This window comes from Endozoicomonas sp. YOMI1 (assembly GCF_024606345.1).
Lineage (GTDB): Bacteria > Pseudomonadota > Gammaproteobacteria > Pseudomonadales > Endozoicomonadaceae > Endozoicomonas.
The window spans coordinates 1-25,304 of sequence record NZ_JAHHPM010000089.1 but is presented as its reverse complement, the minus strand read 5'-3'; the positions used below and the strand labels follow the sequence as shown (position 1 = coordinate 25,304).

General features: G+C 45.3%; 23 protein-coding genes. 6 read left to right on the top strand and 17 right to left on the bottom strand.

Annotation, left to right across the window (positions count from 1 at the left end):
* Positions 1-42: 42 nt before the first annotated feature.
* The 15 genes from KDK15_RS03295 to KDK15_RS03225 all read right to left on the bottom strand — a co-directional run bounded on the left by KDK15_RS03295 (position 43) and on the right by KDK15_RS03225 (position 15,902).
* Complete coding sequence (locus KDK15_RS03295) at positions 43-978, bottom strand: glycosyltransferase (RefSeq protein ID WP_257293942.1); 936 nt, start codon at positions 976-978, stop codon at positions 43-45.
* Positions 975-2,120 carry a glycosyltransferase gene (locus KDK15_RS03290; RefSeq protein ID WP_257293941.1) on the bottom strand — a complete coding sequence of 382 codons (1,146 nt, stop codon included), beginning with the start codon at positions 2,118-2,120 and terminating at the stop codon, positions 975-977. The genes KDK15_RS03295 and KDK15_RS03290 overlap by 4 nt, the downstream gene beginning before the upstream one ends.
* Positions 2,117-3,280, bottom strand: coding sequence for a hypothetical protein (locus tag KDK15_RS03285; protein WP_257293940.1), 1,164 nt, complete (start codon positions 3,278-3,280; stop codon positions 2,117-2,119). The genes KDK15_RS03290 and KDK15_RS03285 overlap by 4 nt, the downstream gene beginning before the upstream one ends.
* Positions 3,281-3,544: 264 nt before the next feature.
* A complete protein-coding gene (locus tag KDK15_RS03280; RefSeq protein ID WP_257293939.1) occupies positions 3,545-4,780 on the bottom strand; it encodes a hypothetical protein in 1,236 nt (411 codons plus the stop codon).
* A gap of 125 nt (positions 4,781-4,905) precedes the next feature.
* The gene (locus tag KDK15_RS03275; protein ID WP_257293938.1) at positions 4,906-6,063 is read right to left on the bottom strand and encodes an N-acetyl sugar amidotransferase; all 1,158 of its coding nucleotides are present in this window, start codon (positions 6,061-6,063) and stop codon (positions 4,906-4,908) included.
* Positions 6,050-6,778: a HisA/HisF-related TIM barrel protein gene (locus tag KDK15_RS03270; protein WP_257293937.1), complete on the bottom strand. Its 729-nt coding sequence runs from the start codon at positions 6,776-6,778 to the stop codon at positions 6,050-6,052. The genes KDK15_RS03275 and KDK15_RS03270 overlap by 14 nt, the downstream gene beginning before the upstream one ends.
* On the bottom strand, positions 6,771-7,406 hold the full coding sequence (hisH, locus tag KDK15_RS03265; RefSeq protein ID WP_257293936.1) for an imidazole glycerol phosphate synthase subunit HisH: 636 nt from the start codon (positions 7,404-7,406) through the stop codon (positions 6,771-6,773). Before hisH ends, KDK15_RS03270 begins: the two co-directional genes overlap by 8 nt.
* A 16-nt stretch (positions 7,407-7,422) precedes the next feature.
* A complete protein-coding gene (locus tag KDK15_RS03260) occupies positions 7,423-8,391 on the bottom strand; it encodes a sulfotransferase (protein ID WP_257293935.1) in 969 nt (322 codons plus the stop codon).
* Positions 8,384-8,809: an adenylyltransferase/cytidyltransferase family protein gene (locus KDK15_RS03255; protein ID WP_257293934.1), complete on the bottom strand. Its 426-nt coding sequence runs from the start codon at positions 8,807-8,809 to the stop codon at positions 8,384-8,386. The genes KDK15_RS03260 and KDK15_RS03255 overlap by 8 nt, the downstream gene beginning before the upstream one ends.
* Positions 8,803-10,326, bottom strand: a complete 1,524-nt coding sequence (asnB, locus tag KDK15_RS03250) for an asparagine synthase (glutamine-hydrolyzing) (protein ID WP_257293933.1) — start codon at positions 10,324-10,326, stop codon at positions 8,803-8,805. Before asnB ends, KDK15_RS03255 begins: the two co-directional genes overlap by 7 nt.
* An 8-nt stretch (positions 10,327-10,334) precedes the next feature.
* On the bottom strand, positions 10,335-11,432 hold the full coding sequence (locus tag KDK15_RS03245; protein WP_257293932.1) for a DegT/DnrJ/EryC1/StrS aminotransferase family protein: 1,098 nt from the start codon (positions 11,430-11,432) through the stop codon (positions 10,335-10,337).
* A 7-nt stretch (positions 11,433-11,439) separates the two neighbouring features.
* Positions 11,440-11,904 carry an acyltransferase gene (locus KDK15_RS03240; protein ID WP_257293931.1) on the bottom strand — a complete coding sequence of 155 codons (465 nt, stop codon included), beginning with the start codon at positions 11,902-11,904 and terminating at the stop codon, positions 11,440-11,442.
* A 2-nt stretch (positions 11,905-11,906) separates the two neighbouring features.
* Positions 11,907-12,962, bottom strand: coding sequence for a Gfo/Idh/MocA family protein (locus KDK15_RS03235; RefSeq protein ID WP_257293930.1), 1,056 nt, complete (start codon positions 12,960-12,962; stop codon positions 11,907-11,909).
* 430 nt (positions 12,963-13,392) lie between these two features.
* On the bottom strand, positions 13,393-14,712 hold the full coding sequence (locus KDK15_RS03230) for a UDP-glucose/GDP-mannose dehydrogenase family protein (RefSeq protein ID WP_257293929.1): 1,320 nt from the start codon (positions 14,710-14,712) through the stop codon (positions 13,393-13,395).
* A gap of 116 nt (positions 14,713-14,828) precedes the next feature.
* A complete protein-coding gene (locus KDK15_RS03225; RefSeq protein ID WP_257293928.1) occupies positions 14,829-15,902 on the bottom strand; it encodes a hypothetical protein in 1,074 nt (357 codons plus the stop codon).
* 1,026 nt (positions 15,903-16,928) lie between these two features.
* Between KDK15_RS03225 and KDK15_RS03220 the strand changes: the two genes are divergently transcribed.
* The 5 genes from KDK15_RS03220 to KDK15_RS03200 all read left to right on the top strand — a co-directional run bounded on the left by KDK15_RS03220 (position 16,929) and on the right by KDK15_RS03200 (position 22,703).
* Complete coding sequence (locus KDK15_RS03220; protein ID WP_257293927.1) at positions 16,929-17,726, top strand: hypothetical protein; 798 nt, start codon at positions 16,929-16,931, stop codon at positions 17,724-17,726.
* Positions 17,727-17,821: 95 nt separating this feature from the next.
* A complete protein-coding gene (locus tag KDK15_RS03215) occupies positions 17,822-18,391 on the top strand; it encodes a type I-E CRISPR-associated protein Cas6/Cse3/CasE (protein ID WP_257293926.1) in 570 nt (189 codons plus the stop codon).
* Positions 18,392-18,495: 104 nt separating this feature from the next.
* Positions 18,496-20,706: a helicase C-terminal domain-containing protein gene (locus tag KDK15_RS03210; RefSeq protein WP_257293925.1), complete on the top strand. Its 2,211-nt coding sequence runs from the start codon at positions 18,496-18,498 to the stop codon at positions 20,704-20,706.
* Positions 20,697-21,455, top strand: a complete 759-nt coding sequence (locus KDK15_RS03205) for a hypothetical protein (protein ID WP_257293924.1) — start codon at positions 20,697-20,699, stop codon at positions 21,453-21,455. The genes KDK15_RS03210 and KDK15_RS03205 overlap by 10 nt, the downstream gene beginning before the upstream one ends.
* A gap of 123 nt (positions 21,456-21,578) precedes the next feature.
* Positions 21,579-22,703 carry a hypothetical protein gene (locus KDK15_RS03200; RefSeq protein WP_257293923.1) on the top strand — a complete coding sequence of 375 codons (1,125 nt, stop codon included), beginning with the start codon at positions 21,579-21,581 and terminating at the stop codon, positions 22,701-22,703.
* A 532-nt stretch (positions 22,704-23,235) separates the two neighbouring features.
* Here KDK15_RS03200 and KDK15_RS03195 read toward each other — a convergent pair.
* Entirely contained in the window at positions 23,236-24,324 is a 1,089-nt protein-coding gene (locus tag KDK15_RS03195) for a HigA family addiction module antitoxin (protein ID WP_257293922.1), read from the bottom strand.
* Positions 24,314-24,616, bottom strand: a complete 303-nt coding sequence (locus tag KDK15_RS21145; protein ID WP_373691325.1) for a type II toxin-antitoxin system RelE/ParE family toxin — start codon at positions 24,614-24,616, stop codon at positions 24,314-24,316. Before KDK15_RS21145 ends, KDK15_RS03195 begins: the two co-directional genes overlap by 11 nt.
* An 87-nt stretch (positions 24,617-24,703) precedes the next feature.
* On the opposite strand from KDK15_RS21145, the gene KDK15_RS03190 reads away from it, so the two are divergent.
* Positions 24,704-24,853 carry a hypothetical protein gene (locus KDK15_RS03190; protein ID WP_257293921.1) on the top strand — a complete coding sequence of 50 codons (150 nt, stop codon included), beginning with the start codon at positions 24,704-24,706 and terminating at the stop codon, positions 24,851-24,853.
* Positions 24,854-25,304: the final 451 nt, after the last annotated feature.

Here is a 25,304-nt window from a genome sequence, read left to right as displayed (position 1 = left end):
ATAGCCAACTTTAAATTCAAGAATGCTCTTAAAATTTTGATGTTAATAGTGGTTGTTATCTGCGGCTGATTTTTTTCGGATTAGTTTCTCTTTAAGTACTCCCCATAAGAGGAAGATTATTAGTGCTAAACGATAGTGTATTCTCAAGAAATTAGCTCTTAACGTGTTGCTCAGCATATTTACTGAAAAAAAGGGGTAATGCAATTGTTGTGGGTAGAGTTGTCGGAATAAGTCGTATTGTGAACGCAGCCTGTAAACCCGTTTGAACATTTCAAGAAACAATCTTAGCTTTGACTTTTCTGAGGCAGCTCCCAAAATATTACTATCATGTTGTCTGTAACGAACTAGTGTTTTTTCAGAGTAACAGACTTTGCTGCCTAAAAGTAATGCACACAAAAGCATGGACCAATCATGCATAAATTGATGATCATCAGGCAAAAGGATGAACTGTTCAGCTATTTCTCTTGATAGCACGAGTGTCATCCCTACGACAGGATTAGCAAGGAATAGCGCGTAATTAAGCTGGTATGGTCTAGATGAGAAATAGAAGGAATCAGCCAAACGTGACCGACTGATAATGCCACCATCTGCGTTCACCAAGCTGACATCAGAAAAGAAAAATGAAGGTGATTTGACCTCCGCTATACTCTTTCGTGCAATTTCCAGTTTATCAGGCTCCCATATGTCATCTTGATCACATAGTGCGATATACGATACATCTGGGTACTGTTGTAATAGATGCTTCATTGCGCGTTTAAAACTTATATAGACTCCTGAAGCTTCGCCTAACTGCTGTAGCTGGGCATTCAGTTTTGTGTTCTGAAGAAAAGCAGAAATTTCATCTACAGTGCCATCCTGACTACCCCAGTCGTAAATCATTAGTTTATCCGGCGGGCTTGTCTGCTGCTCAATAGAGCGTAATTGCTCGCCGATATAGGCAGCACCGTTATAGCTGCACATTACAACCGCTAGTGTCATATTGTGTTTCCGAGGATTCGGTTTATGTGTGTCGGACTGAAATATTTGCGAGCCCAATTAGCGATAGCCTGACGTTGAATATCGGTGGCTAACTCTGGTAGAACAGCCTGATCGCGAAGTATTACTGAAGGTTCAAGGTGGTGCCTGCGAATCAGAAACGCTGCCTCACCCACCCAGTTGTTAGAGATAACAGGTAACCCTTGGCAGGTGTACTCAGCAAATTTTACACTAAGGCGAGTATACCAATCGCGTGAACGAGTCATGAATACGAGGCCAAAATCGGCGTACCTGAAGCAATCGGCGAGTACGATGGTTTCAGGTAATTCCTGCATATTAAATGTAGTTACGTTATCCCATTGACCCAAGGGTGAATGCCGTACCTGATGTGCATCCTGAGTAACCAGTAGAATATGGTAATCCTCAGCTGGGAACTGTTTCAATATCTGGGTGTAAGCTTCAATGTTATTCCAACCCTTATTCAAGCTGCCAAAATACAGTAGTAACTTTTTAACCTTTGGAATGCCCAGAGCATTACGAAATTCCGTTGAGGATATATTCCCATATTGGGCTTCACCACTACTAAAACAGGGTATCAAGACACATCGCTGGTATCCATAACGACGGCGATAGTAGCGCAACATGCCATTGGAAACACATAACACCTTTTCGGCGCGAAACAGCACGAGCTTTTCTATTTTCATCCAAAAAAAGAAAGCTATAGAGTGTTCGTGCATCAACTTGGCAGTTAGGCTTTCCAGCGGGTACAGACTGCGTGGATCGAATACATACGTAATGCCAAATAATCGATTTAGAAACCAGCATACCAAACCGGTGAGGTAACCACGTGCTACGTAGCAAGTGTCCTGAACTTTCTGCTTTCTAAATACTAGACGCAGACAAATAGCTGCAAGTAAAGCCCAAGGAAGATAGAGCCAGCACAGAGGATTGTAAGCTATCAACCGGGGAGGAACTAGTATGTTCAGCTGGTGAGCGAGCTGATTTCCGTAACGCCGGTAAAATGGTCGATTTATGGAAACCAGTTGGTAGTCACCCTGAAAGTAACACATAACGGGTTCAACGAATTGCGATTGCAGCAATCCATTTTCGAGGTCTTCATTAGCAGAAAGAAAATAGTGCTTCAATCAGATATCCTTGTAGACATAAATGCGACCAGTAACTGTGCACAGAATTTAAACAAGAGGCAAAGCAAGCTGAGGTTCACCACCCAAAGGGTTTCTGATTGTTGGCTGTAAAAGTACAGAACAACCAACAGGCTTGAGATAATAAGATTGATGCCAAGGTCAAAGTTCTCCAGCCCCCTGCGGTATAATACAGTCCCTATGGCACCTGACAGACTAATTAGCCCCGTAAGTAACAAAATCAAACCGATTAATGCATAATCCGACTTCAGCAAAGCAAAAATGGAAGCCATACAGATTATCAAACCGTAGCAGGTTAGCATTGGTATCCCCAAGCGAGAACGCAGCATCTTTTCAATCAGCCCATCGCGCACCAGGACTTGCTCACGCAATAATGTTGAAACTACGTACCCTCCTGGCAACAATATTCCCAAGGCATAAATAAAAAGTGCGGGTAACTCAGCACTGTAGCCAGACACAAAGAGATAGAAAAGCGGCATGTGTATAGTATCAACTAACAAAGATGCATTACGTTTGAATAGTCGCCAGCCATCAAAACGCAGCACTTGCCTGACTTCTTTCAAACCTGTCTGTTTGAACAAACCATACAGTGGCCAGACCAGTGATAGTGCTACTAAGCAAAGCGTGCCCTGTAATAACACTTGGGTAGCACCAGATAGAGTAATTTTTTCGCGACACGCAAATAACAAACCAATTGCTAGTAGGATAAGGCCTGAGCGTAGATATCGCAGCCATGCCACGGGGGCAATCTTTTTACTGTAAATAAAGTACTGGCAAGCAAGCTTGAACAATGAAAAACCAAATGTACCAATAGTGATAGCAAACAATTTAGTTGAACCACTGACCATAGTCATCAGTAACAACAGCCCAACAAAGCTGACGATACAGAGGCCACTTAGGCCTAATAAAGCCTCCAACTGGTATTGATCACGATTTGGACCCAAATATAAATCTAAGATTAAAAGGTATGAAAAAGTAGATAGATAAACTGCCCAAGAATTCAGTGAAAGAAAATGAGAGTACTCAACTTTGCTATCAAGTATATAAATTAGGGAAAGATTCAATAGGTAGGCTGAACCTGACGCTACAAGTGCTGAAGAAGCAAACAGAAAATGTTTTAGCCTTTCACCCTTAAACTGCATAAAGATAATTTCCAAAAACGCCCTAGCTCAGACATACTTATTTTGGTTGGCATTAATACCCATTCTGTTTTATTTAATTGCATGAATCATTATGGGTTATATTCTACAACCGTAGACAGCCAAAGATCAAAGCGCACATAATACAACGTGCCTGCTTATATATTTTAAGTACATGACTATTTGCTTTTTCAGACTGCCGCCAAGCCTCGTGCAGCATAGGGTCAGGAAAATATATAATTTCATTTGGTCATGTACTTATTGGATTTATTCGTCGGGATTAGCTGAAATTATCGGCGGTAAACGAACAAGCGCTGCCGTCATGCCAACCATTAACCAACAAAAATACCACTCAAATGCCCTAGAGGATAAAACTGAAATGGCTGAAAAAGCAAACACTAGAAATAATAGATCAAACTCTTTCGATCTAAGTTGCATCTGTAACTTCAATAGACGTAACGGAATGAAGAAAAATAACACTAATACAAGAAGAAAAGGTATAAGTCCAAACTGCCTCCAATATGAAAGAATATTATGAATATACCATCCAATACCACCAAATTTTTTAATTTGGCCGCCATATACACCAACAAACGGGCTTGAATAAATATCAGATAATCCGATTTTTATTTGTTCTAGACGTGTTAGTAATGACGAATCCGCCAGAGGGTTTAGAAAAAAACCAAGCATTCTTTGATTGGCTAAGAATATCGTGTCAGCAAAATAAATAAGAAGAATTACAAGTGGCGGCACCAGCATAGTAAACCAGAATACTATGTTACCCTTGGCATTACGCCTCACAAAAAAAATAGCTCCTGAAATAAAGAAGGCCAACAAAGAAGACCTTGAATGTAAAAAAAATAAAATCAACAACGAGAACAAAAAAACATATACCTGAACAGTCTGTTTCTTTTGTGATGTGATTACAATAAAGCAACTTAAGGCAAACATATCCGCCAAACTGAGGAAAATGCCCCTCAGCTTATAATCAATTCCGCTAAGATCAAGGCCTCCATATTCTCCACTATAATTTAATAAATAAAACAAGCATACTAACAGCCACGAAAGTCGCAATGCAGCAGGCTTGTTTAATGCAGGCACCAAGAAGAAGCGGCCAACAAGAAAATAAATTACGGATTGTAGTATTACCAAAGTAACATAAGTGCTATAGCTGCTTCCAGCATAATCATAGATCATTCCGTGGGTAAAAAAATTATAAGAAACGATTAGCAAGCATATGATAAGAAAAACAAGCGTTAACAAATCTATACGCGTCAAACATAGCTTATCCCCGTAGATCATTTGTATAGTTAGACATAACACCAGTAAAGCTGAAAGCCAACTAGTGAAGTTAGATGGCGGAATTACAGAGTTAAGTTCTAGATACCAAATAACTGGCCTCAAAAACAAAGCCATCAATACTACAATTAGTGATGAACTGACGAAGCGTTCTTTTTTAGCAATATCAACTCTATAATTGCTACTGGCAGGAATTCTTATCAAACATCCTCCTTAAAATAATGAATGGTAGTCTGTGTAAAAGTTACAGTTAGAAAATGCTACAGCTTCTTTCTAGGAAACACTCTCATTACTCCGCAGCTCAATTCACATTATTCTAAATTTAAAAATCAATGCAAAACTATTTTTTCCAGCTGGCGTGAAATGAATTTTGGTAACAAACCACTTGATTTCAGGTATTTGAAAATCCGAAAAAGTAGATGAGTTTTAATCGAACGATAACTCCCATGAAATAATAATGGCCGACTCATATAATCATTGAATTGTTCACGCGAAATTTCTAGTTTGGTGCAAAGATACGCAATGTCGGCCTCGTGGTGTTCGGGGGCTTGTAACTCATCTTGGTGCAGAATACGTAATGCCTCATCGCGCGTGATATCACCGTTCAAAATGAGACCTGAGAGGTGTGCCTTGCGTTTGTCAAAGCCGAAACGCTGAGGTAAAAAATAATCCTGGTAAAATCGAGTGATGAATGACTCACCGTGTTTCCTAGGGTATTCAACCCATGCGCTCTCACGCTGACTTCGCTCAACGGCAATGTTCTTGCCATAACGGGTGTATTTAAGGGGGCGAACAATATTTAGTCCACCAATAAACCTTTCCAATAGTGCTAAGTACCAATTTTTGAAAGGGAGCTTTTTCGGTTTCCCCCCCCAGGTGCGTTGATAAAGCCCTTTTAGATAGATCGGATCACGTTGACCATAAGACCAGTTAGAGCCCATTACAGCTTCTGTTTGTGGGTTAGTCCCTGCAAGGACATGCTTAATATCAAACTGTTTAGCGACTCTTCGTAAGGTGTAATTGATAAAAAGATCAGTAGGGGCTTCAAGATCTGGAGTACTTGCATCCAGCACTGCAAGTTGCATTTTCTTAAATTCATCCCAGTCTAAAACTTCAGAGTAGAGATCAACACCCATGCTATTACAAAGATTAACAATATTGGTGTTAGCCAGACCAGTATTCCATCCATTATCGACATGTACCGCCAGAGGCCTGAGTTTCAAGTCTTGTACTGCATGAATTAGTAAAAATGTACTATCCAGACCACCACTGACACCCACCAAACAATTGTACTTACCTTTCAGTTGTCGTATTTCATCAATAGTTCGGTTAAAAGCAGCAATTTCAGAAGGATTGATGCGATTTGCCTCTACATAAGCATGGCAATGGTTGCAAACACCTTTTTCATCAAAGCTGATGTCGCCGTCGGTGGTATCCATGATGCATTGAATACATATGCGGTCATTGTTCGGCTCAGACACTGGCATTCACTCTGTATTGATTAGGATAATGGGTCAGTGGTGCATTCAGTCCCCCATACAGGAACATGGCGGTCGAACAAACAACACCATCGGCAGAAAAATTTTCCAACGATTCGTCGTTGTAGCCACCAGAAAGTAATAGTGACTTGGTAGTGCTTACTGAACTGACGATATCCAGATCCAAACCACTTCGGCTACCGTCGCTACTAATACAACTCAGAATTATCTCGCCGAAACGCAAGCTGGGCAGTGATTGCACTAGCTCTTCAAGTTGCCCTATCTCTTGATCACGATTGGGTCCAGCTACTACCAAGCGTTTGCCGTTCTTCACTCGGTAATCGACGCTACAGCTTATGGCTTGGTCGCCAATATGATCGGCCAGCTTTTCTATTGAACGGGGGTTAAACCACAGACTGTCGGAGATGATTATTTTCTCGGCACCACTATTCATAAGGTTTTCAATAGTCTTAATATCAGTACCATAGCCGCCAACGGCGGTGGGAGCGCGTGACACTGACAGTATACGTGCGATCTTATCTAACCCCGGGGGCGCATGCGGAAATACAAGATTAATTTCTTGGCATCCTTGGTCGCTAAGTACATTGCAGATGTTAATGGGATCACCAAGATAAATCTGTGGTTGGTATTGACGTGTTTGAAAAGCAACACCGTTGAATATGCTAACTTTGGCAATAAGTCGTACGGGGTTTGGGCTATGCATGGGCTTCTATCACTTGCTGCAAAATGGTGTCACCGGCAATGTAGCTTTTCTCTGGATGAAACTGAAAACCAACCAGGTTCTTATATGAGAAAGCAGCGATAAAATCGCCATTGCAGGATCCGGTCAGAGTGTCTGCCATGGTTGTAAAAGAGGTTTCGAGATCCTCAAAGTGTGCAGCGTAACCATGCATAAAATAAAACTGTCTGTTATTTGAGGATGTTAAAACTGAATCCCACGAGGCATTGCGATTGTGTTGTGCAGTAACTGCCCGCCATCCAATGTTAGGTACCTTACACAGTCCAGTATCCAGCCGCTTAACCTTGCCACTGAGCAAACCAAGGCCGGATTTTTCCCCCTCTTCGCTGGATGAAAACATAAGCTGCATACCAAGGCATATGCCCATTACTAGTTTTCCTTCATCAACACTATCACGCACAAACTGGTCGATACCTTGTTGTTGCATGTGCTCGACAGCAAAATCGAAAGAACCTACTCCGGGCAGGAGTATGGCGTCAAAGGGGTCGTTTCGCTGCTGAGAGAAAAGGCTAAACTGTTGTCGATTTCGCTGAAGCCAGTACTTTACTGATACAAAGTTCGATTGAGGAAAATCAACGATCATAAATTTCATGTTAGAGCAGTAACTCCTAATCACGTAACTGGTCGAAATGGTCAATATACTCTTCCAGCCATGGGTCACGTTGCTTCCACTGCGCAATATTCTTAGCTGAAACTTCAGGTTTGAATATTGTCTTGAATCGATGTTCTGCTGGTTCCATTTTAAGAAATTTTTGAATGCCAGCTAAGGAGCTATCATAATTGAGAATTAATTCTTCAAAAGGTTGAATATAAATTTGGTTAGGGAATTTTTCATAAAAGGCCATCACTTGGCAATACATATCGTTTTGCCATTTAATAAATTGTTCAATATCGTATGACATTGCCAACCAACCTACTCGCTTTGAATCAGAATAGACATCAAGCGGGTTTCGCGTGGTTAGTAATATTTTAGAATCTGGGTGCATTTTGAAAATTTCCTCTGCAAACAGGACTGAGAAATTTTCATTCAGAGCTAAGTATTTGGAACCAGTCTCAGCTGAAAGATGATCAAGGTTAGATTCGACAATTTTTCCTATATGACGATATGGATCAACTAAGTGGTTCTGGAGATTGCAAAGAAACATTTGACGATTAATAAAAGGCTTTTTCCAGAACTTGCGACGAAATAGAAAGTTTAGTTTTGCATTAAAGTAATTTGAATTTCCATACCATAGACCCGAATACTCATCATCAACTACTTCTTGTATGACTTCAGTAGCAATTCTTAGCACAAATTGAGCTACTTGTGGTTCAAGATTAAGGTGCGAGTATCGTCCCAAAGAACGACCAGCGATACGCTTGAGAGTCTTTTTGAAATTGTTAATCGCAGATGTGCGTGTAAATAGACTAGATGCATTGCTCAGCTCGCGAGCCAGAGCAATTATGCAGTATGGGTCAACCCAGATTCGCCACTCTTCTTTAGGAACAAATACATTGGGGTTTTCAGCCAATAGATCGCAAACAGCGCTAGAGCCAGTGGAACCCAATCCTGCCACAAATATAAGAGAACTATTCATTAATATTGTTACGCAAATTAATTAAGGTTTCGTTAATCAGTGTCGATGAAGTGCTCTTGGTATATGGAAAATAGATAATTCTTACGCCAGCTTCCTCAAACTGTTTTTCAAAGTTTGCCCACTTTTCACTTTTGTACCAATCATCACCCACAAACATGATATTGAACTTATAACGATTGTAAGCATCCATCTTGTCCATGGAAGTTTGTTCAACCGCTATGTCGACATATTTGCAGGCTGAAACAATTTCCAGCCTTTCCTCGAACGGAATAACAGATCGTTTATTTTTGTAACTGACCAAGTCATCGCTTGTAACTCCGACGATAAGCTTGTCACAAAGCGTTTTAGCATTGTGTAGAACTCTGACATGGCCAACATGAAAAAGGTCAAATACTCCCGTTGTGTAACCAATTACCATCCGAGAACCTCTAAGTTAAAGTTTTGGAATTTTTCATACTCAGCATGACGCGAATCTCCTTTTACCAGAGTCGCGCTAAAGCCAATTTTTTTACGCTCAATAACAGATTCAAGCTTTTTTATTTCTAGAAAACGACGAAGTGGTATCTTTGATTCCTTTTGGTCAATTCGAATATCTGCTTGCTTTCTGTACATATAATTGATGATTTTGCTATAAACAAAAGGCACTCGTGCTTCTTTGGATGCAGCCATAGATGCAAAATCCATTCGCCGTAGCAAGGAGGGAAGGTGGTAGTAGAAAAAGAAATCTTCTACAAACTGGATGGGAGATTTTCCTCGCATCAATTCTAACAGGTCAGTTCGTAGTCTTTCGGTAAGATTTATGAGATCACTATAACCGTAGTATTCAAAGAATTCATCCAAGTTAATAGTTTCTTTTTGAGATGCCCATCGATATATTCGGTCATAGCCGAAAAATATCTCATCAGCACCTTCCCCAGTTAATACAACTTTTTGATTAGTCGTCATCTGTCTACATACTGAATAAATAAGCGCCTCATTTGGTACTGACAAAGGCTCCCCCTTCAGAGCTATCAATTTACGCCAGATGTTCTGTATATCTTCATTATTTATGCTGACCTCTCGTAGATGGCGACCTAAAGCATCTGATGTTTCTCGTGCACCTTCAAATTCATTGTTGCTTTGGGTTCCGACAGTGTATACCTCCCGGCAGTGGGATAATGCTGTGATGATACTACTGTCGATACCACCAGAGAGAAGTGCCACGTTCTCTACATCACTAAGCTCATGCTCATTAACACTCTGCTGGAGTAAGTTGCAGAGCGTATTGAAGTCGTAGGCCGAATCGTTGGATTGACAGGTTTGCAATCTGGCGATCAGCTCACCATTGTGCATGATACTACCCGGTAACACTTCTGCTATTTCATTAAAATAGGTGAAACCGCGCATTGGCCTCCTGATCAGCCGCCATTCCTTAATTGAAAGTTGATCAATAGTACAGCTAACTAATTGACGAATAGAAATGCATTCGCTCGAATATATATAGCTTTGTAAGTGGCGATATTCATACAACGGTTTAATACCATAACGATCACGTGCAACCCAAAAATCACCTGTTTCTGTGTTTGTGATGACAACAGCAAACATGCCTTCTAGCAACTCAAAAATATCTGCACCAATTGCAATAAACCCTTCCAAAATAGTTTCTGTATCACATAGAGTTCTACATTTAAGGGAAAGCTGCTGACGAATAGCAAGGTGGTTATAAATTTCCCCATTAAAAAGGATCTTGTATGCACCGTTGTTTGATTCAAAGGGCTGAGAAGATCGGGATTCAGGGTCAATGATTGATAGACGCACATGCCCTAAAAAGGTACCGTCAGCCAACTGTTCTACACTTTGGTTATCAGGGCCACGCCATTTCTGATGATCAAGTGCGAGTTCAAATTTTGGCCGAGTAACGCCGTCTACTCCTTTAGCAAAAAGTAATCCACACATATTCGAGCTCAAAAACTGTTCAGGCTATCAACTATATATTCAATCTGGTCACTCTCTAATTCCGGATAAATCGGAATGGAAAGAATACGAGACTGGTTATGGTATGCATTGGGGAATTGCTCTTGGCTCCCGCCAAGATATTCGTATGCAGGTAGGAAAGGCAGAGCTACAGGATAATTGATAACAGTCGGTATGCCTTTATCTTTTAAGTATGCTTGGAGCTCGTTTCTTTCTTCGCATTTTATAACGAAAAGGTGCCAAACGTGTGTGGAATATTCTGCTAAGGCAGGTAATTGAATTCTAGGATTTGTGATGTGCTGTAAATAGTAACTAGCTACTGCTTGCCGTCGCTTAGTCCATTTCGTGATGTGGTCGCATTTTACACTCAACACTGCCGCTTGAAGTCCATCCATACGGCTATTGATACCCTCAATCAGATGCTCACCTTTTGTTAATCCACCATGTCGAGCAAACATTGCCATATATGTGGCAAGCTCTTGATCTGATGTAATGACAGCGCCAGCGTCACCCATAGCACCCAAGTTCTTCCCGGGGTAGAACGAAAATGAGGCGACATTACCAAATGTTCCTACCTTTTTACCTCGATACTCTGCTAGATGAGCCTGGGCGCAATCCTCCATGACCCATAATCCATGTGTTCTGGCAATCTTAAGAATTGGATCCATGTCAGCAGCCTGGCCAAAAAGATGAACAGGAACAATACCTACGGTTCTTTTTGTTATTAACGACTCAATTTGGTTGGTATCTATAGTGAAGGTGTCCAAATTAGTATCGCAAAATACCACTCGGCCGCCTGCCTGCGTAATAGTTTCTGAGGTCGAAATCCAGCTGTGTGCCGGACAAATTACCTCGTCGCCTGGTTTTATTTTTAGAGCCTTTAATGCTATGTAAAGTGAGTCGGTTCCATTACCACAGCTGACGCAATGTGGTGTTCCTAATAGTGCGGAAAATTTATTCTCAAAGGCCTCTACATAAGGCCCTCGAATGAAGAGAGAGTGGTCGATTACGTCTGCGACTACCCGATCCACATCATCTTTTATAGATTTATATTGTGCCTGCAAATCAACAAATTGAATTTCTTTCATAGTAAAGTCAGATATTAGTAATTCTTTTAGCTGGGTTACCAGCGTAAACTCCTGGCTCAATTACGTCTTTAGTGACGACAGAACCAGCGCCTATTACGACATCGTTACATATAGATATGGGAAGTATTGTTGCATTACTGCCAATGGAGACACGGTTGCCTATTAATGTTTTCTTCCAAAGAGTTTTATTCCCACGAGCTGGCCCACCATTGGAAAATAAATCATTAATAAACATTACCCCATGTCCTATAAAGCAGTCCTCACCTATTGTTACCAGTTCACAAATAAATGTGTGTGATTGGATTTTCGTTCGAGCACCTATAATGACGTCTTTTTGTATTTCAACAAAAGGTCCCACAAAGACACCATCAGAAATTGAACAGCCATATATATTTGAAGGACGAATTACAACTACATCTTTGCCAAAGGACACATCTACAATTCCAGTGTCCACATATTTAGGTTCACTCAATATCAGCCTCCCAATTTGCAAAACTTAGGCTTAAATCTTATGGAAACTTCTTTTCCCGTCTCAATTGATTCGTAAATAGCATTGATTAACTCAAGGCTCTTTCGCCCCTCTAATCCATCAACTAAGTGTTCCTTGTTATTAGATATGCAGTCAACAACATGCTCGTAGTATGCTTGATGACCGAAACCATAAACATTAGGAGGGTTGACAGAATACTTCTTCATTACATCTTCATCACTAGGTAGTGGTTCAACAAAATTCCACGTTCTCATTTCGTTAACTGCGAAACCACTTATTTCTACGGCTCCACCCTCCCCTAAAATAGAAATCGATCCTTCGAGATCCTTCGGTCGAACGGCGGTAGTAGCTTCAATAATTCCTAAAGCACCATTTTTAAATTTGATTGTTACAATTGCTGTATCTTCAGTCTCAATGTTTGCTAGGGCTGTGCGTCCCATAGCAAAAACGCTATCAACATCACCAAGCATCCACTCCAACAAATCAACGTGATGACTAGCTTGATTTGTCAATACTCCACCATCCATTGCCCATGTTCCTCGCCATTTAGCTTGGTCGTAGTAGTCCTGTGTCCTGCACCAGCGAACACGTACAGTGCCTAATACGAGCTTACCAAAACGGTTTCCCTCTATGGCCTCGCGAAGTTTCATAACTGGGATATTGAAGCGGTTCTGCTTCACGATGAACAATTTAACACCCGCAGCATCGCAAGCGTGAATCATGGCGTCGGCATCATCCAGTGTCAGTGCCATGGGTTTCTCTACGACAATATGTTTACCGTATTTTGCTAGTTCAACAACATTTTTGGCATGATTTCCACTCTCTGTTAACACTACTGCTACATCAATATTTTCTGTAGCCATCATTTTATGCATATCGGTGTAATACGGTACACAAAATTGTTCACCAATTGATTTAGCTTTAGTGTTGTCTAGGTCACATGCAGCGACTAATTTGGCCCCATTAATTTTTTCCAACCCAAGTAGCTCTGAGTGCCTTTTAGCGATTCGTCCACAACCAATAAGCGCAAATTTAAGCATTTCAGTATTTTCCTGTTTGATAAAGATTCGATGGGACTCAGACTTTCCAGATAAGATTGCAGAAGTTTTTTCTATACAAGGAGTGTTATGTAGCAGCTTTTTTATTAACTCTCAGGCATGTGAGGAAAGGTGGATTTACCTCGATGTTATAGCAACTCTACTTTCCAAGCCTAAACAACTGGTTGGAGTACAGTGGAATAAATAAGGTGATTCACCTTATATTTTGAAAATGCAATTATTATTACTCTCTTGTCAATAAAAATGGCTTTTATCGATTACGGGTGCCTGATTGAAAGAGTAAGGTTATAAGTGCTTTTAGGCTAGTTTTAGTTTAGGTTTGCACGATGCATCCAGTAGTGGGTCATATCTCTCACGGCATGTTGCTAGTTTTGCCGTAGAGCAGTCTGCACCCGAATAAAGCCTTAAAAATTTACCTCCCTATGCCAACGTAATAAAACCCTTTTTTCTTGAGAAGACTGGGTTCAAATAAGTTGCGACCGTCAAATATTACTGGCTCATTAAGTAGTTCAGTCATTATGTCAAAATCTGGAGCCCAGAATTGTTTCCATTCTGTACAAATCACCAGAGCATCCGCCCCTTTCAGAGCTGACTGTCGTGTTCCACAGAGTTGAATGTCATCACGTACACCATAAATCCGCTGTGCTTCTTCCATTGCTTCCGGATCGTAAGCTTGTACTTTGGCACCAGCTTGCCACAGGGCCTCCATCAATACTCGGCTTGGGGCATCCCGCATATCGTCAGTATTAGGTTTAAATGAAAGTCCCCAGATAGCGAAAGTTTTACCGGCCAAGTCACCTTTATAGTGAGCACTAATTTTATTAAACAGGACTTGTTTCTGTTCAGCATTACGATTTTCAACAGCACGAAGTATTAGAGGTTCGAAATCTATCTCCTCTGCTGTTCGCTTGAGTGCCTGTACATCTTTCGGGAAACAGGAGCCACCATAACCGCAACCAGGGTAGATAAAGTCGTAACCAATGCGAGGGTCGGAACCAATGCCTTGGCGTACATGCTCTATATCTGCACCCAGTCGCTCAGCCAGCATCGCCATTTCATTTATAAAGCTGATCTTGGTGGCCAGCATGCAGTTAGCAGCGTATTTGGTCAGCTCGGCACTGCGCATATCCATAAAGATGATACGATCATGGTTGCGATTAAACGGCGCATAGAGTTCGTGCATTACATCTTTTACTTCATCGCTGTCGGTGCCGATCACGATTCGGTCAGGCTTCATGCAGTCGTTAACAGCGGCGCCTTCTTTCAGGAATTCGGGGTTAGAGCACACATGAAAGGTATGGTCGGCATTACGGGCTGCTAATACTTCAGTGACTTTGGCTTTTACCTTATCGCCCGTTCCCACCGGTACGGTGGATTTATTGACAATGATTTTATCGTCGTTCATATGGGTGGCGATGGTTTCTGCCACGGCCAGCACGTATTTCAGATCGGCTGAGCCGTCTTCATCCGGTGGTGTGCCTACCGCAATAAACTGCAGTTTGCCATGTGCCACACCTTCTTCCGCATTGGTGGTGAAGTGCAGCCTGCTTGTTTCATAATTCTCTTTAACCAGTGACTCCAGGCCGGGTTCATAAATGGGGATGATACCGTTTTTAAGGTTGTCCACTTTTTGCTGGTCTACATCCACACAGACCACATCGTGGCCTACTTCTGCCAGGACGGCGGCTTGCACCAGGCCCACATAGCCAATACCGAAAACGGTGACTCTCATTTTTAGACCTTAGGAAGATTAGATGAAAAGACTTTTTAACCACAGAAGCACAGAGGGTACAGAGCTTTTTAAATTAGCCTCGTCAGTAAAATCTGTGGTGAACAATCATGTAAATCTCAGGAAGGAACCCGCTCACCATGCACCTTCTGCAGCAGGTGACTGAGTTTGAACCCATGCTGAATCCCCTGAAAATAAAAGGCAAACAGCAAAATAAACAAGCCAAACTGCAACCAGGCCGGTGCCTGCAGCTCATTCAGCAAAATACCCATGCCATTAATCAACGCCGCAATACAAAGCATAATCACCAGTGTCTGCCTTGGGCTGAAACCTGCATGCATAAAGATATGGTGAGCATGGGTCCGGTCGGGCTTAAAGGGATTCTTCCCTTTTTTCACCCGCCGCAATACGGTGGAGACCATATCAATCAGTGGCAGGCCCAGGAAATACAAACCCGTTACCGCTTCAAACCGTGGCCCCCGGGTGGCAGTGGACTGGGTGCAATAACAGATCATCATAATCAGGGTAAAGCCGATCATCATACTGCCAGCGTCGCCCATAAAGACCTTTTTCACACGCCCGGTTAGCTGCAGGTTAAAGACCTGGAAAGCCAATATGGCGGCAATCATCACAATAATAAAAATTCGAAGCCGGGTGGTAAAATCCAGGGTTATCAGTATTGAGGCCAGGGCAAGAATGGTAATGCCGGAACTCAGGCCATCAATTCCGTCGATCATATTCATGCTGTTGACGATGCCCAAGGCCGCGATCAGGGTGAACGGCACAGCAAGCCACAGTGGCATCACCACATCACCAAAACCGAACATATTGCCGAGGTTGGTAAAGATCGTCCCAGCGAAATACATCATAATCCCGGTGGCAATAAAAGTAGCCAGAATGCGCAACCGTACGCTGAGGTTAAACCGGTCGTCAAACACACCCACCACGGTGAGCATTCCGGCAGAAATATAGTAAGCGGTTAGTGCAGTGCTGCTGGCAAAAAAGATCATGCCCACTATTAATAGCGTGAGGTAAATTACCAGGCCGCCAATCAGCGGGACAGCACTGTCGTGTTGTTTGCGTTCATCGGGTTTGTCTACCAGTCCGACTTTTCTGGAGACAGGTTTCAGCAATTTTATCAGGGCAAAGGATAGCGCAAAGGCTGCGAGCGCTTTGAATATCGTTAGTTCCATTTATAGCTATCTGCTGATGGTGGTTTCTGTGGGTTGCTGTTTCAGGCTGTTGTCATTTTTTCACAACAGAGGGTCGAAAATTGCACCCCGGTAACTGCTACATGGGTTACTCTGACTCCTGCACCCATGCAGTGGTGCATTTTCGGCACTTCCGCCTTTCATGGCGGTGACTCAGAGGGCGCAGAAAAAAAAGAAAGGCTTTCTCTCAGTGCCCTCTCTGTGGGAAAAAGTCCCCTAAAATGTTTGCGGTCAGCGGTGTTGCAAGGTCTCCCCCACGCTACCGTCCACCGATTTTTTTTAGGGCGTATACCGAAACAGCCATAGCTAAGTTGTGGTAGTCAGTGCTTTATTTGCGGATTTCTCGCAAACGCTGCGAACAAACGCGCTCTCCGTTTGTGCTGACTGCGTATAAACAACCCTTCAGGTTTGCTGGGGATTGTTACTTGAACGGAGATTTATATAAGACAACAGACGTTAAAGCCTACTTAATGTAGCTAAAGCATTCTACCCAAGTTGAACGACAATGCAATGTATAGAAACTGTCTTCTTTATTGGTAATTTTACCAAATAAAAAGCTGTTCTCCGTATTGCACCAATGCCTTAACCGCTTGTCGTGTGGGTAGCTAAGGTGCTTTGGAATGTTCATATACAGATTCTTTGATTGAAGCATGGTCTCTATTTGTGGTGGTTGATTATTAGACGATGTATTTCTTTTGAATAGATCTGTTGTGACTGGGAGTTATTTTGGGGGAAAGATCTCAGGAATAGTCCCTGAATCAATGCCACTGACTTAAGCGTGAAAGCTTTGCCATACGCAGGCTTTAAGGCACCCTGCGATTTGAACCACAAAGCTTTTGCTTCTGGAATTAATAGATAGATGCTTAATGTCTATCGTAAGATGCTGGCCTTGTTATAAACGTTATCGTTTATATCAACTCATCTGTTTGTTGCCTTATTGATATTTAACATAAACCCTACAGCAGGGTTAAAGTTCAGGCATTTTATCCGGTTCCCGGAGTATTACTAATGGATGGAATTGATTTTCTTTGGCTACATGCCACAAACCAGATGGCTGATGAAATGCAGCTGCTGGATGTGAACGACAGTGCGGAGCCGGTCAGTTGTTATTGTTGTGGCAGGCCGTCCGGTGAGTGGGCGGTTCCTCTTTATCAACAGCGTATCGATAGTTTTATCAAACTGGAGGTACCTGTTTGTGCGCCCTGTAATGCCCTGTTTCATGGTTCGTACCGATATATGGGCATTGAGAAAGGCACGCTGGAAAAACCCACCACGGCAGGCAAACTGGGGATGCTGGTGGGATGTGGGCTGATTGTTGCCCAAACACAGAAAATACTGTTGACCAACCCCGGCTGGGATAAACGGCTCAGGGCTGCTACTGTGCCCCTTTTTGAAATGCACCAGGTCAGTGGCAAGGGAGCGCTGGAGTTTGCCCTGAACCGGATTATTGCGCTGGGTCCAGAGGAGTTCCCGCTGCTGTATATTGCGGATATTGGCCGGAAGAAGGCAGATCTGGTGGCCAACCTGAAGCTGACCCATAGCAAGGCTCAGATCCGGGTCTGTTCCGGTGAGTCGGTTTTCCGGATTAATACTGACCTGTTGCATGCTATCCGCACCATGCAGCAGCAGGATAAGAGCGGCTGGAAGAAGCTGGAGGGTTTTATCTTCAGTAGTTGTCATGGCCGGATTGCCCCCAACGATGAAGGTCTCCATGGTTTTCTCTCTGCCAGCCCTGAGGCACTTGCCATTGCCAGAAGCCTGCCCGCTGATCCTCATGAAAAGCTGCAGTTGTTACGGGTGATTTGATTTTTTTCGCTGCCCGCCGCCCGTTTCCCGCTGCCCGTAAAAGAAAATGGGCATGCTTTTACGGGCGGCGGGCGGCGGGCAGCGGGAGGCGATAAATGTTGTATGAATATATGGTTCGCAGCAAGCTGCCTCCTTATGAGGTTTACAAGCTGCATCAGAAAGTGATGGATGTGGTGTGTGGCGGTGGGCAGGGCCTGAATACCGAGGCATCAAGGCCGCTGTGGCGATCCATGGCGGATGGCAGCGGTGGCAGTATGCTGCTGGTTCGTTCTTCACAACCACCATTGGGCAAGGTGACCCAGATTAAAGAGCAGATGTTTAGCCTGGAACCGGGGCAGCTGTGTAAGTTTAACTGCCGTCTGAATCTGTCGGCCCGGGTCTGGGTGGACCATCCCCTGAAAGCAAGGGGAGTTAAAAAAGTGGAGAGGTCCCTCGGCCCTGAGGAGGTGCAGCCCTGGTTCAGGCAGCTGCTGTCCGGGAGCGGGATGGCGCTGCAGAATGCGGCTATTGTCAGCCAGAGTCGTGTGTCGCTGAAGCGGAATCACTTTATTAATGCTGCGGATATTTTGTTTATTGCCCGAATAGTTGATCCGGCGTTGGCTGAAGTGGCTTATCAGCGGGGTATCGGGCGGAAGAAGGCGTTTGGTTTTGGGCTTTTGCTTTAGAGGATCGCTACCCGCTCCCCGCTTCCCGCCGCCCGTAAAAGCTTTACTCCCGTGGTACTTGCTTTTTCGGGTAGCGGGCAGCGGGAGGCGGGCGGCGCTCAAATATGAAGAAATCCACGTTATATGATTTTGTTGATGGAATTTTTGAGCAAGGCGGTTTGCTGTCAGAGTTGTACGGTATGGAGTACCGGGAGCAGCAGCACCAGTATGCGCTGGATGTTTGCCGGTGGCTTCAGCTGGAACAACCGGCAGTGGCCATGCTGGAGGGCGAAACCGGTATTGGCAAGAGCCTGGCCTATTTGTTACCTCTGGCGGTTCACCTGTCACTGACTGGCCAGCGGGCGCTGATCTCTACCTACACGGTGCATCTGATTCATCAGCTGAATGATGATAAGGAGAAGGTCCGGGCCATGCTTGATCATCTTCAGCTTCGACCGGTGGCCATTGCTAACCGGTTGGGTCGGGCTCAATATATTTCCGCCAGTCGGCTATTGGCCCTGGCAGAAACCACGGACAATGCCGCCACGAAAAAGCAACTGCTGGCGCTGCATAAGAAAGTTCAGAAGCAGTATGGCCCCCATGTGTATGTGAAGCACTGGTCGGAAAATACGGCGGGTTTCAACCTGGGCGATACCGAGTCTGCCATTGCCCTCACTGAACATTGCTCAACCGATGATGCCCACTGGTATCGTGCCGACTGTGAAGCGGCCAGCCATGCCGATATCGTTTTGACCAGTCATACATGCTCGATGCTTTACTCACGAGGGGTTAATGTTTTTAAGCATGCGCTACCCGCTTCCCGCCTCCCGCTTCCCGAAAAGGCAAAAGCACAAGCGGGCGGGGCTTTTACGGGCAGCGGGCAGCGGGAGGCGGGCAGCGTAAAATTCACCTACTTGATTGCCGATGAAGCCGACCGAATGCCGGAAGCCGCAGAAAGCATTTTACGGCTGCGCAGTTCTCCACGACGGATTTCGTCTATTCTGCAGGAGATGTATGAACAGGCAGGGTGGAAAGGTACCGACACCAAAAAGGCCTGTCAGTCCCTGCTCGGTTTGCAGCGGGTGCTGGATGAGACCGGTAACCTGTTTGCAGATACCCGCTGCATTCTGTCAAAAGAGCTGCCGGCCCATGCCAGCCTCCGTTATATCAGCGCCATCAAAGATGTGATGAATAATCTGAAGCCCCTGATTGGCAAGACGGGAGCAAACATACCCACCGGCAGTGAAGCGTCTGCCGACAAGATCAATGCGGTGAAAGGTTTTTACCAGTCTCTGAACAATGTGTTGAACGATAAAAAGCAGGCCAACTGCATTGCCTGGTCGCCGGTGAATCGTCAGGGCTCCATTGCCATTGATGAACCCTTTGCCGGGCTGGCCTTCAGCAGGTTTGTTCGGGGCTTTTCTTTAACCGGCGACCATAACCAGCCGCCGTTGTCGGTGATGCTTACCTCTGGCACCCTGGGGCTTTCCGGCAAGAGTGGGCTTGCCCGTTATACGCCCATGCGTTCTGCCCTGGGCCTGAAAGAGTCGGATGTGAAAATCTGGGGGCACTATGCACCGAAACACTATGGCGAGATCCGCTTTGTTCTGGCCGGTGAGGTTGCCAGGCCTTTTGCCGGTGAGCGAGCCAATAAACGTGCCGCAGGGATGGTTGAGGTTAGCGTGGAGGTTGAGGGCGCACAATATAATGAAGCCTGGCTTGACTATACCACCCGCATGTTGACCACAGCGGTTGATTCCGGCGAGACCCTCTGCCTTTGCCCCTCATTTAATGAAGTGGAGGAGCTGCAACACCGGCTGCCTGAACGGCAGGATATCGGTTTTCATGGCCGGGGTACCAGGCTGGATAACCTGATCGAACAGCTGCAGCGAGGGGTTATCAAGGTGATTGTCACCCCTTCAGCCTGGGAGGGTGTCAGCATTCGGCAGAAGAACGGTCAGCAGTTGCTGAAAAATATTATGGTCACCCGGATTCCCCTCCAGCCACCCAATGCGGTGACGGAAAATACCTTTGCCGCCCGTTATCTGGAAAATGGCCGCAGTAAAGAGGATGCCCTCAGGTCGCTCTACAGCCGTGTCCGTGACCGGGCGTTGCGAAAGTTCCAGCAGGGGCTGATTGGCCGGGGCATTCGCGCCAATAACGATGAGATTACCGCCTGGGTGGCCGACCCCAGAATCGGGCCGGACCGGCAGCATCGGCTTATGGGCATCATCCCTGAACGGTTTGTGGCCAACTATCAGGGTGCCAGTCTGTTCAGTGCCGAAGGTGCCGTTATCCAGCGGTCAGTGACGCCGGAGATATTGGCATGGCTTTAATGAAACCCTTTGAGCTGGTGTTTGAGCTTGGTTCAAATATCAGCCTGCGAGGCAGTGCCATCCATCTGGATGGTCTGCTGTCCAATGTCTGTTTTCGGCATACGGGCTGTCCTGAAAAGGCGTTGTCCATGCTGGATGAGTTGCTGCTGTTCGATCAGACCCATGGCATCTATCATGGCAGTGCCCTGGCGTTTGGGGTAACGCCGGAGCACTCCATTGTGGCCAGCTTCCGGCATTATGTGGGTGCCATGCGCCATGGCAGAGAGTTGCGGGATGACATTATTGCACCCAACCAGATCAGTCGTACCGGAAAAGAGCTGTATCGCAAAATCACCATTACCGGCGGGCCGGAAAAGCTGAGATTGAATAAGCATCAGGCTTACTACTCGCCCTATGTCGTATTTCATGGGGTGGGGGATATTGCCCGTATTGACCGGCTGGTGCAGTTCCATTGTGCCCGGATTGGCGTCAATGCCAACTCCGGTGGCGGGACAGTCAGGCATACGGTGATCAGGGAGATTGATCAGGATTATTCCTGTGTTGATGGCCTTGGTCAGATTGCCCGGAATTTGCCGGTCTCTTGGTTTAAAGAAGGGTTTAAAGAAGGGTTAAAAGCGTCACCAGTCAGTGGGCTGAATCTGGATGAGAGTGAGCCGCTGCCGGTGCGTGCGCCTTACTGGCACTCCCATCATCGTTATGCAACGGCTGATGCGGTGGCCGTTGAGAAAATTCGGCGGGTTGTGATTTAACGTAGTCGCTTCCCGCTGCCCGCTGCCCGCCTCCCGCCTCCCGCCTCCCGCTACCCGTAAAAGCATGGGTCTTATCTTTTTCGGGCAGCGGGCGGCGGGCAGCGTTCTTCACCAGGCATTTGTATGATAAATCTCTCTGAAAAGCGTCGTTCAATTTACTTCCGTGGGCATACAACGGCGGTTTCCGGGCTGGCGGTGAGCCGTCCGGATGATAACTTTTCCTCGCCTACGGGCAGCCGGGATTTGCAGCGGCTTCCCAGGCTGGGGGTAAAGCAGGATCGCTCACCGGTGTTCTTCCCGGGTACCCAGTTGCGCCACCTGATTCGGGAAGCGTTGCTGATGGGTGCCTGTAAAGCGGCCGGTGGTCGTTTACCGTTGAAAGATCATTTTATGTTGATCCAGGGCGTGGCCATTGGTGAGATGGCCAAAGAGCTGAGTTCGGTCTCCATGGATGGCACCATCGAACGGGCCGGGGGGCTTCGTTCGGTTAACCCGCTGATCAGCCTGGGGGGCTTCTGGAAACATGCCGGGAGCCTGGGCGTAAATGACTGGATTCCGGAAGAGACGGACAGGCAGGTTTATTATCTGCACAGTAAAATGCGGGCCATGCCCCATAAGCGCAATGCCGAATTGCTGGATCTGCTGTCCGATGACGATGTGGATAAGCTGAAGCGCATTATGAATGAAGACGGGGAGATTGCCCGTAAGGTTCGTGAGATTGAGGAGGAGATCAAGCAACTGAAAAAAAGTTATGCCACGGCCTCTGCTGCTGAGAAGAAAAAGCTGGGGGATCAGATGACTAAGCTTGAGGACATCAAGGCTGGTATCAAGTCTGAGAAAGAAGGCCCCACTGAAACGCTGGTCAGGCCGGTGGAAGGTTATGAAGCCATCTGCCCCGGTACCGTGATGAAAAGCGGCATTGACATCACCCGGGCTAATGACCTGGACCTGGGCTTTGTGCTCTATGCCCTGAAACAGATCAGCAAACGGCCCTATGTGGGGGCCCATGGCGCCGATGGCAAAGGTGAGTTTGCCCTGGACTGGGAGGTGAAGACCTGGGGCGATGATCTGGAAGATCCGGTGATTCTGGGGCGTGTTAAGGTTGGGTTGCTGGATTTTGAGATTATTCCGGAAAACGGGCTTTCTACGCTTCAGGATGCGCTGGACAAGGCGCAGGATGCGTTTGCAGATCCGAAAAAGTATGGGTTGGACTTCAGCCTGTTTAATCCGCAGAAGGCAGTGGCGTAAAATAGTGCTGCTGGAAATAGCTATTTGGCATCAATGGCTTATGATTATGGTGTTCCCTGCGTGAGTGGGGGTTAGCGGCTACCGCCCGCAGAATTAAGGGTGTATATAGATTTCCCTGCGCACGCGGGGGTTCTTGCGATAGACATTAATTTCAGAAGCGAAAGCTTTGAACCACTAAGTACACGAAGAGCACAAAGGAAAAGAAAAGCCCTTCTTTGTGCTCCTTGTGTGCTGATCCATTTTGAAACGGACTCACCGGTGGCGTTTGAGCCGGTGATTCTTGACCGGGGGCGGTTGCAGGGTTTACTGAACCGGAACTGATCAGCCGGGTGTGGTGGGCATGGCTTGCTACCCGTGGGCTGGCGGCCTTTTCTGTGATGGAATTGCGGCAAAAACTTTACTGCCGGTAAAGGGTTACCGGAAGTAATTTCATAAAGTTTGGCGATTTACAACCCATCATGGGCTGATGATTAGCCCGTTCAAAGCTGCCCAAATAGTAATGCAGGCTTTAAGGATTGTCTGGTTTTCTATTTCAGGCCTTTTCCCATTTGAAACGGATTCGGTGAAAGTGTGATGTCTGTGGCAACTTTTTATCATGCTGCAGCCTGCCGGTGATAATTCCCGGAAAAATGCCCACTTTCTCTGAAAAGCGCCTTATCGATTGTTTTGTAAAAACACCATTTTCAAGAAATTCACGATACTCACTTTCAGGAATCAGTGTGTTCTGAGAAAAAACATCGGCTTCTGATTCTTGCATTAAGTATTGGGGATTCTTTGCACCATTTTCCAGGAATGTAATTCTCTTGTCATGCAGCAAAATATGGCCAATTTCGTGTAGCAAGCTAAACCAGAAAATATCAGACCAGCTACCTCTCAATGACATCATGACGACTGCTTTGTGCTTGCCCATCCAGTAAGTAGCACCACTGGTATAGGTTTTTGAAAAGTGGGGTATCACAATGAGAGCAATACCACATTCAGCCAGCATTGTACTCAGTTGAGTCAATAGCTTCCCTGGTTCTGTTTCAAACGTCAGTTTTCTTATCACAGGAAGCAATTCTTGCAGTTTTGTCTTATCAAATGGTTCCATGTTACTTTTCGATGCAAGAATATGTCCGGCCCTGAGCCATGCAGCCAACGACTCATGAGATACGCTATCTCTTTCACTTTGCCTGAAGGCGGGTTCATACGCTTTGACTGCAGTAATGTGAAAAAGCGATGATACGCCAAAGAACTTTCTGAGTTCCCTGACTTTCTCAATGGCTTTTTTTGTCTTTGCCACAAGCCCTAATTTTGCAATTTCAGCGTAAGGATAGGTACTGACAACCTCTATTTCACCCTCCGCCTTTTTGGCATCCGCCTCTTTTGCCTTTACTAATCGGTACTCCGACTCAAGACTGCTCCAAAAATAAGCAGAAACCCCTACAACCTGTTCAAGCTGAAGAGCTGTTTCCGGGGTTATAGCCTTTCCCCCTTTAAGAATTTCATTGATTGCTTGAGGAGGACGCCCCATTCTACGAGCTAATTCAGCCTGGGTAATATCCATCTCTTCAAGCACTTCCTCCAGATACTCACCTGGGGGAATGGCTAAATCGGACATATATGCCTGTTCAGTCATCATAGTGCTTGCTCACTTCTTGTATCATTGAGATATTCAGGAACTCACCCTCGAGTGTGAATATCAACCGGTAAAAACCTGTCAGTTTAACTGCATATTGGCCTTTTCTGTCTCCTTTTAATGGATGACATCGAAGTCCGGGAAGTTCCATCAAGTCATCAAGATTGCTGGCTGCCTGAATGAGCTTTATACGCTGTATATACTTCCTTGCAACCTGGTCTCCAAACTCCCTGACAGCCTGTTTATACTCGCAAAAACACTTTTCAAGCTTGTTATTTCGGAACTTGACTTGCAAACTGAGACACCTTAAGTGTAGACACCAGAAGATGAATATAGTTCACCCTTTGGGTGAAAACTATACATTTTATTGTCGGGGGCGTCGATGAATTTATTAGCCGTGAAAACAGTTGGAGCAGTTAAGCCAGCTGGCCCGGCAAGAGGACAGGGATGTGTCCTGGCCGATCAGGCGGACGGGGAGATGCTTGATGCCCGTGACTGGCAGCTGGAGAAAACCGAAGCGACTATCACATAGGTTTAGGCCGGTGAAATGGCGACCATTCCCCATGATGAAGTGGTCAGGAGGCTGAAAGAAAGGGGTAGGTTGTCTTGATTGAATGGAGTTCGGCAGTGCTTGAACAGCTGGAGGCACACTCTGAATTTATAGACATATAAGGAATCTGGACCATACGATGCGCATGCTGATTACTGGTGCCTTCCGGTGAGATGATGCAGGAGATCACTTTTGGTGGAGAGGAAACTGTCGGTTATATTGCTGTTTTATCGCAGGTTGGAGAGGTAATCAGAAAGTATTTTTCATTAAATTTTGTCCTAAAAAAAATAGCCAAAATATCAAAAAATGATACACACTTGCGCACTTTTTCCTAAAACGATTTGAGCTAAGTGGTTGAAATATAAGGATGACACACTAGCTTCAGGTGCCAGTGACTGCAAGGTCGTGGAAGTTCGAGTCTTCTCCTGGGCAC

Excerpts from the sequence above, each read along its gene's own strand:
- KDK15_RS03270 (WP_257293937.1), bottom strand. The coding sequence starts at position 6,778 with ATGCATAGCCCAAACCCCGTACGACTTATTGCCAAAGTTAGCATATTC.
- KDK15_RS03275 (WP_257293938.1), bottom strand. The coding sequence starts at position 6,063 with ATGCCAGTGTCTGAGCCGAACAATGACCGCATATGTATTCAATGCATC.
- hisH (WP_257293936.1), bottom strand. The coding sequence starts at position 7,406 with ATGAAATTTATGATCGTTGATTTTCCTCAATCGAACTTTGTATCAGTA.
- KDK15_RS03285 (WP_257293940.1), bottom strand. The coding sequence starts at position 3,280 with ATGCAGTTTAAGGGTGAAAGGCTAAAACATTTTCTGTTTGCTTCTTCA.
- asnB (WP_257293933.1), bottom strand. The coding sequence starts at position 10,326 with ATGTGTGGATTACTTTTTGCTAAAGGAGTAGACGGCGTTACTCGGCCA.
- KDK15_RS03215 (WP_257293926.1), top strand. The coding sequence starts at position 17,822 with ATGTTGTATGAATATATGGTTCGCAGCAAGCTGCCTCCTTATGAGGTT.
- KDK15_RS03245 (WP_257293932.1), bottom strand. The coding sequence starts at position 11,432 with ATGAAAGAAATTCAATTTGTTGATTTGCAGGCACAATATAAATCTATA.
- KDK15_RS03195 (WP_257293922.1), bottom strand. The coding sequence starts at position 24,324 with ATGATGACTGAACAGGCATATATGTCCGATTTAGCCATTCCCCCAGGT.
- KDK15_RS03295 (WP_257293942.1), bottom strand. The coding sequence starts at position 978 with ATGACACTAGCGGTTGTAATGTGCAGCTATAACGGTGCTGCCTATATC.
- KDK15_RS03225 (WP_257293928.1), bottom strand. The coding sequence starts at position 15,902 with ATGGAACTAACGATATTCAAAGCGCTCGCAGCCTTTGCGCTATCCTTT.
- KDK15_RS03230 (WP_257293929.1), bottom strand. The coding sequence starts at position 14,712 with ATGAGAGTCACCGTTTTCGGTATTGGCTATGTGGGCCTGGTGCAAGCC.
- KDK15_RS03205 (WP_257293924.1), top strand. The coding sequence starts at position 20,697 with ATGGCTTTAATGAAACCCTTTGAGCTGGTGTTTGAGCTTGGTTCAAAT.
- KDK15_RS03200 (WP_257293923.1), top strand. The coding sequence starts at position 21,579 with ATGATAAATCTCTCTGAAAAGCGTCGTTCAATTTACTTCCGTGGGCAT.
- KDK15_RS03190 (WP_257293921.1), top strand. The coding sequence starts at position 24,704 with ATGAATTTATTAGCCGTGAAAACAGTTGGAGCAGTTAAGCCAGCTGGC.
- KDK15_RS03255 (WP_257293934.1), bottom strand. The coding sequence starts at position 8,809 with ATGGTAATTGGTTACACAACGGGAGTATTTGACCTTTTTCATGTTGGC.
- KDK15_RS03235 (WP_257293930.1), bottom strand. The coding sequence starts at position 12,962 with ATGCTTAAATTTGCGCTTATTGGTTGTGGACGAATCGCTAAAAGGCAC.
- KDK15_RS03220 (WP_257293927.1), top strand. The coding sequence starts at position 16,929 with ATGGATGGAATTGATTTTCTTTGGCTACATGCCACAAACCAGATGGCT.
- KDK15_RS03210 (WP_257293925.1), top strand. The coding sequence starts at position 18,496 with ATGAAGAAATCCACGTTATATGATTTTGTTGATGGAATTTTTGAGCAA.
- KDK15_RS03260 (WP_257293935.1), bottom strand. The coding sequence starts at position 8,391 with ATGAATAGTTCTCTTATATTTGTGGCAGGATTGGGTTCCACTGGCTCT.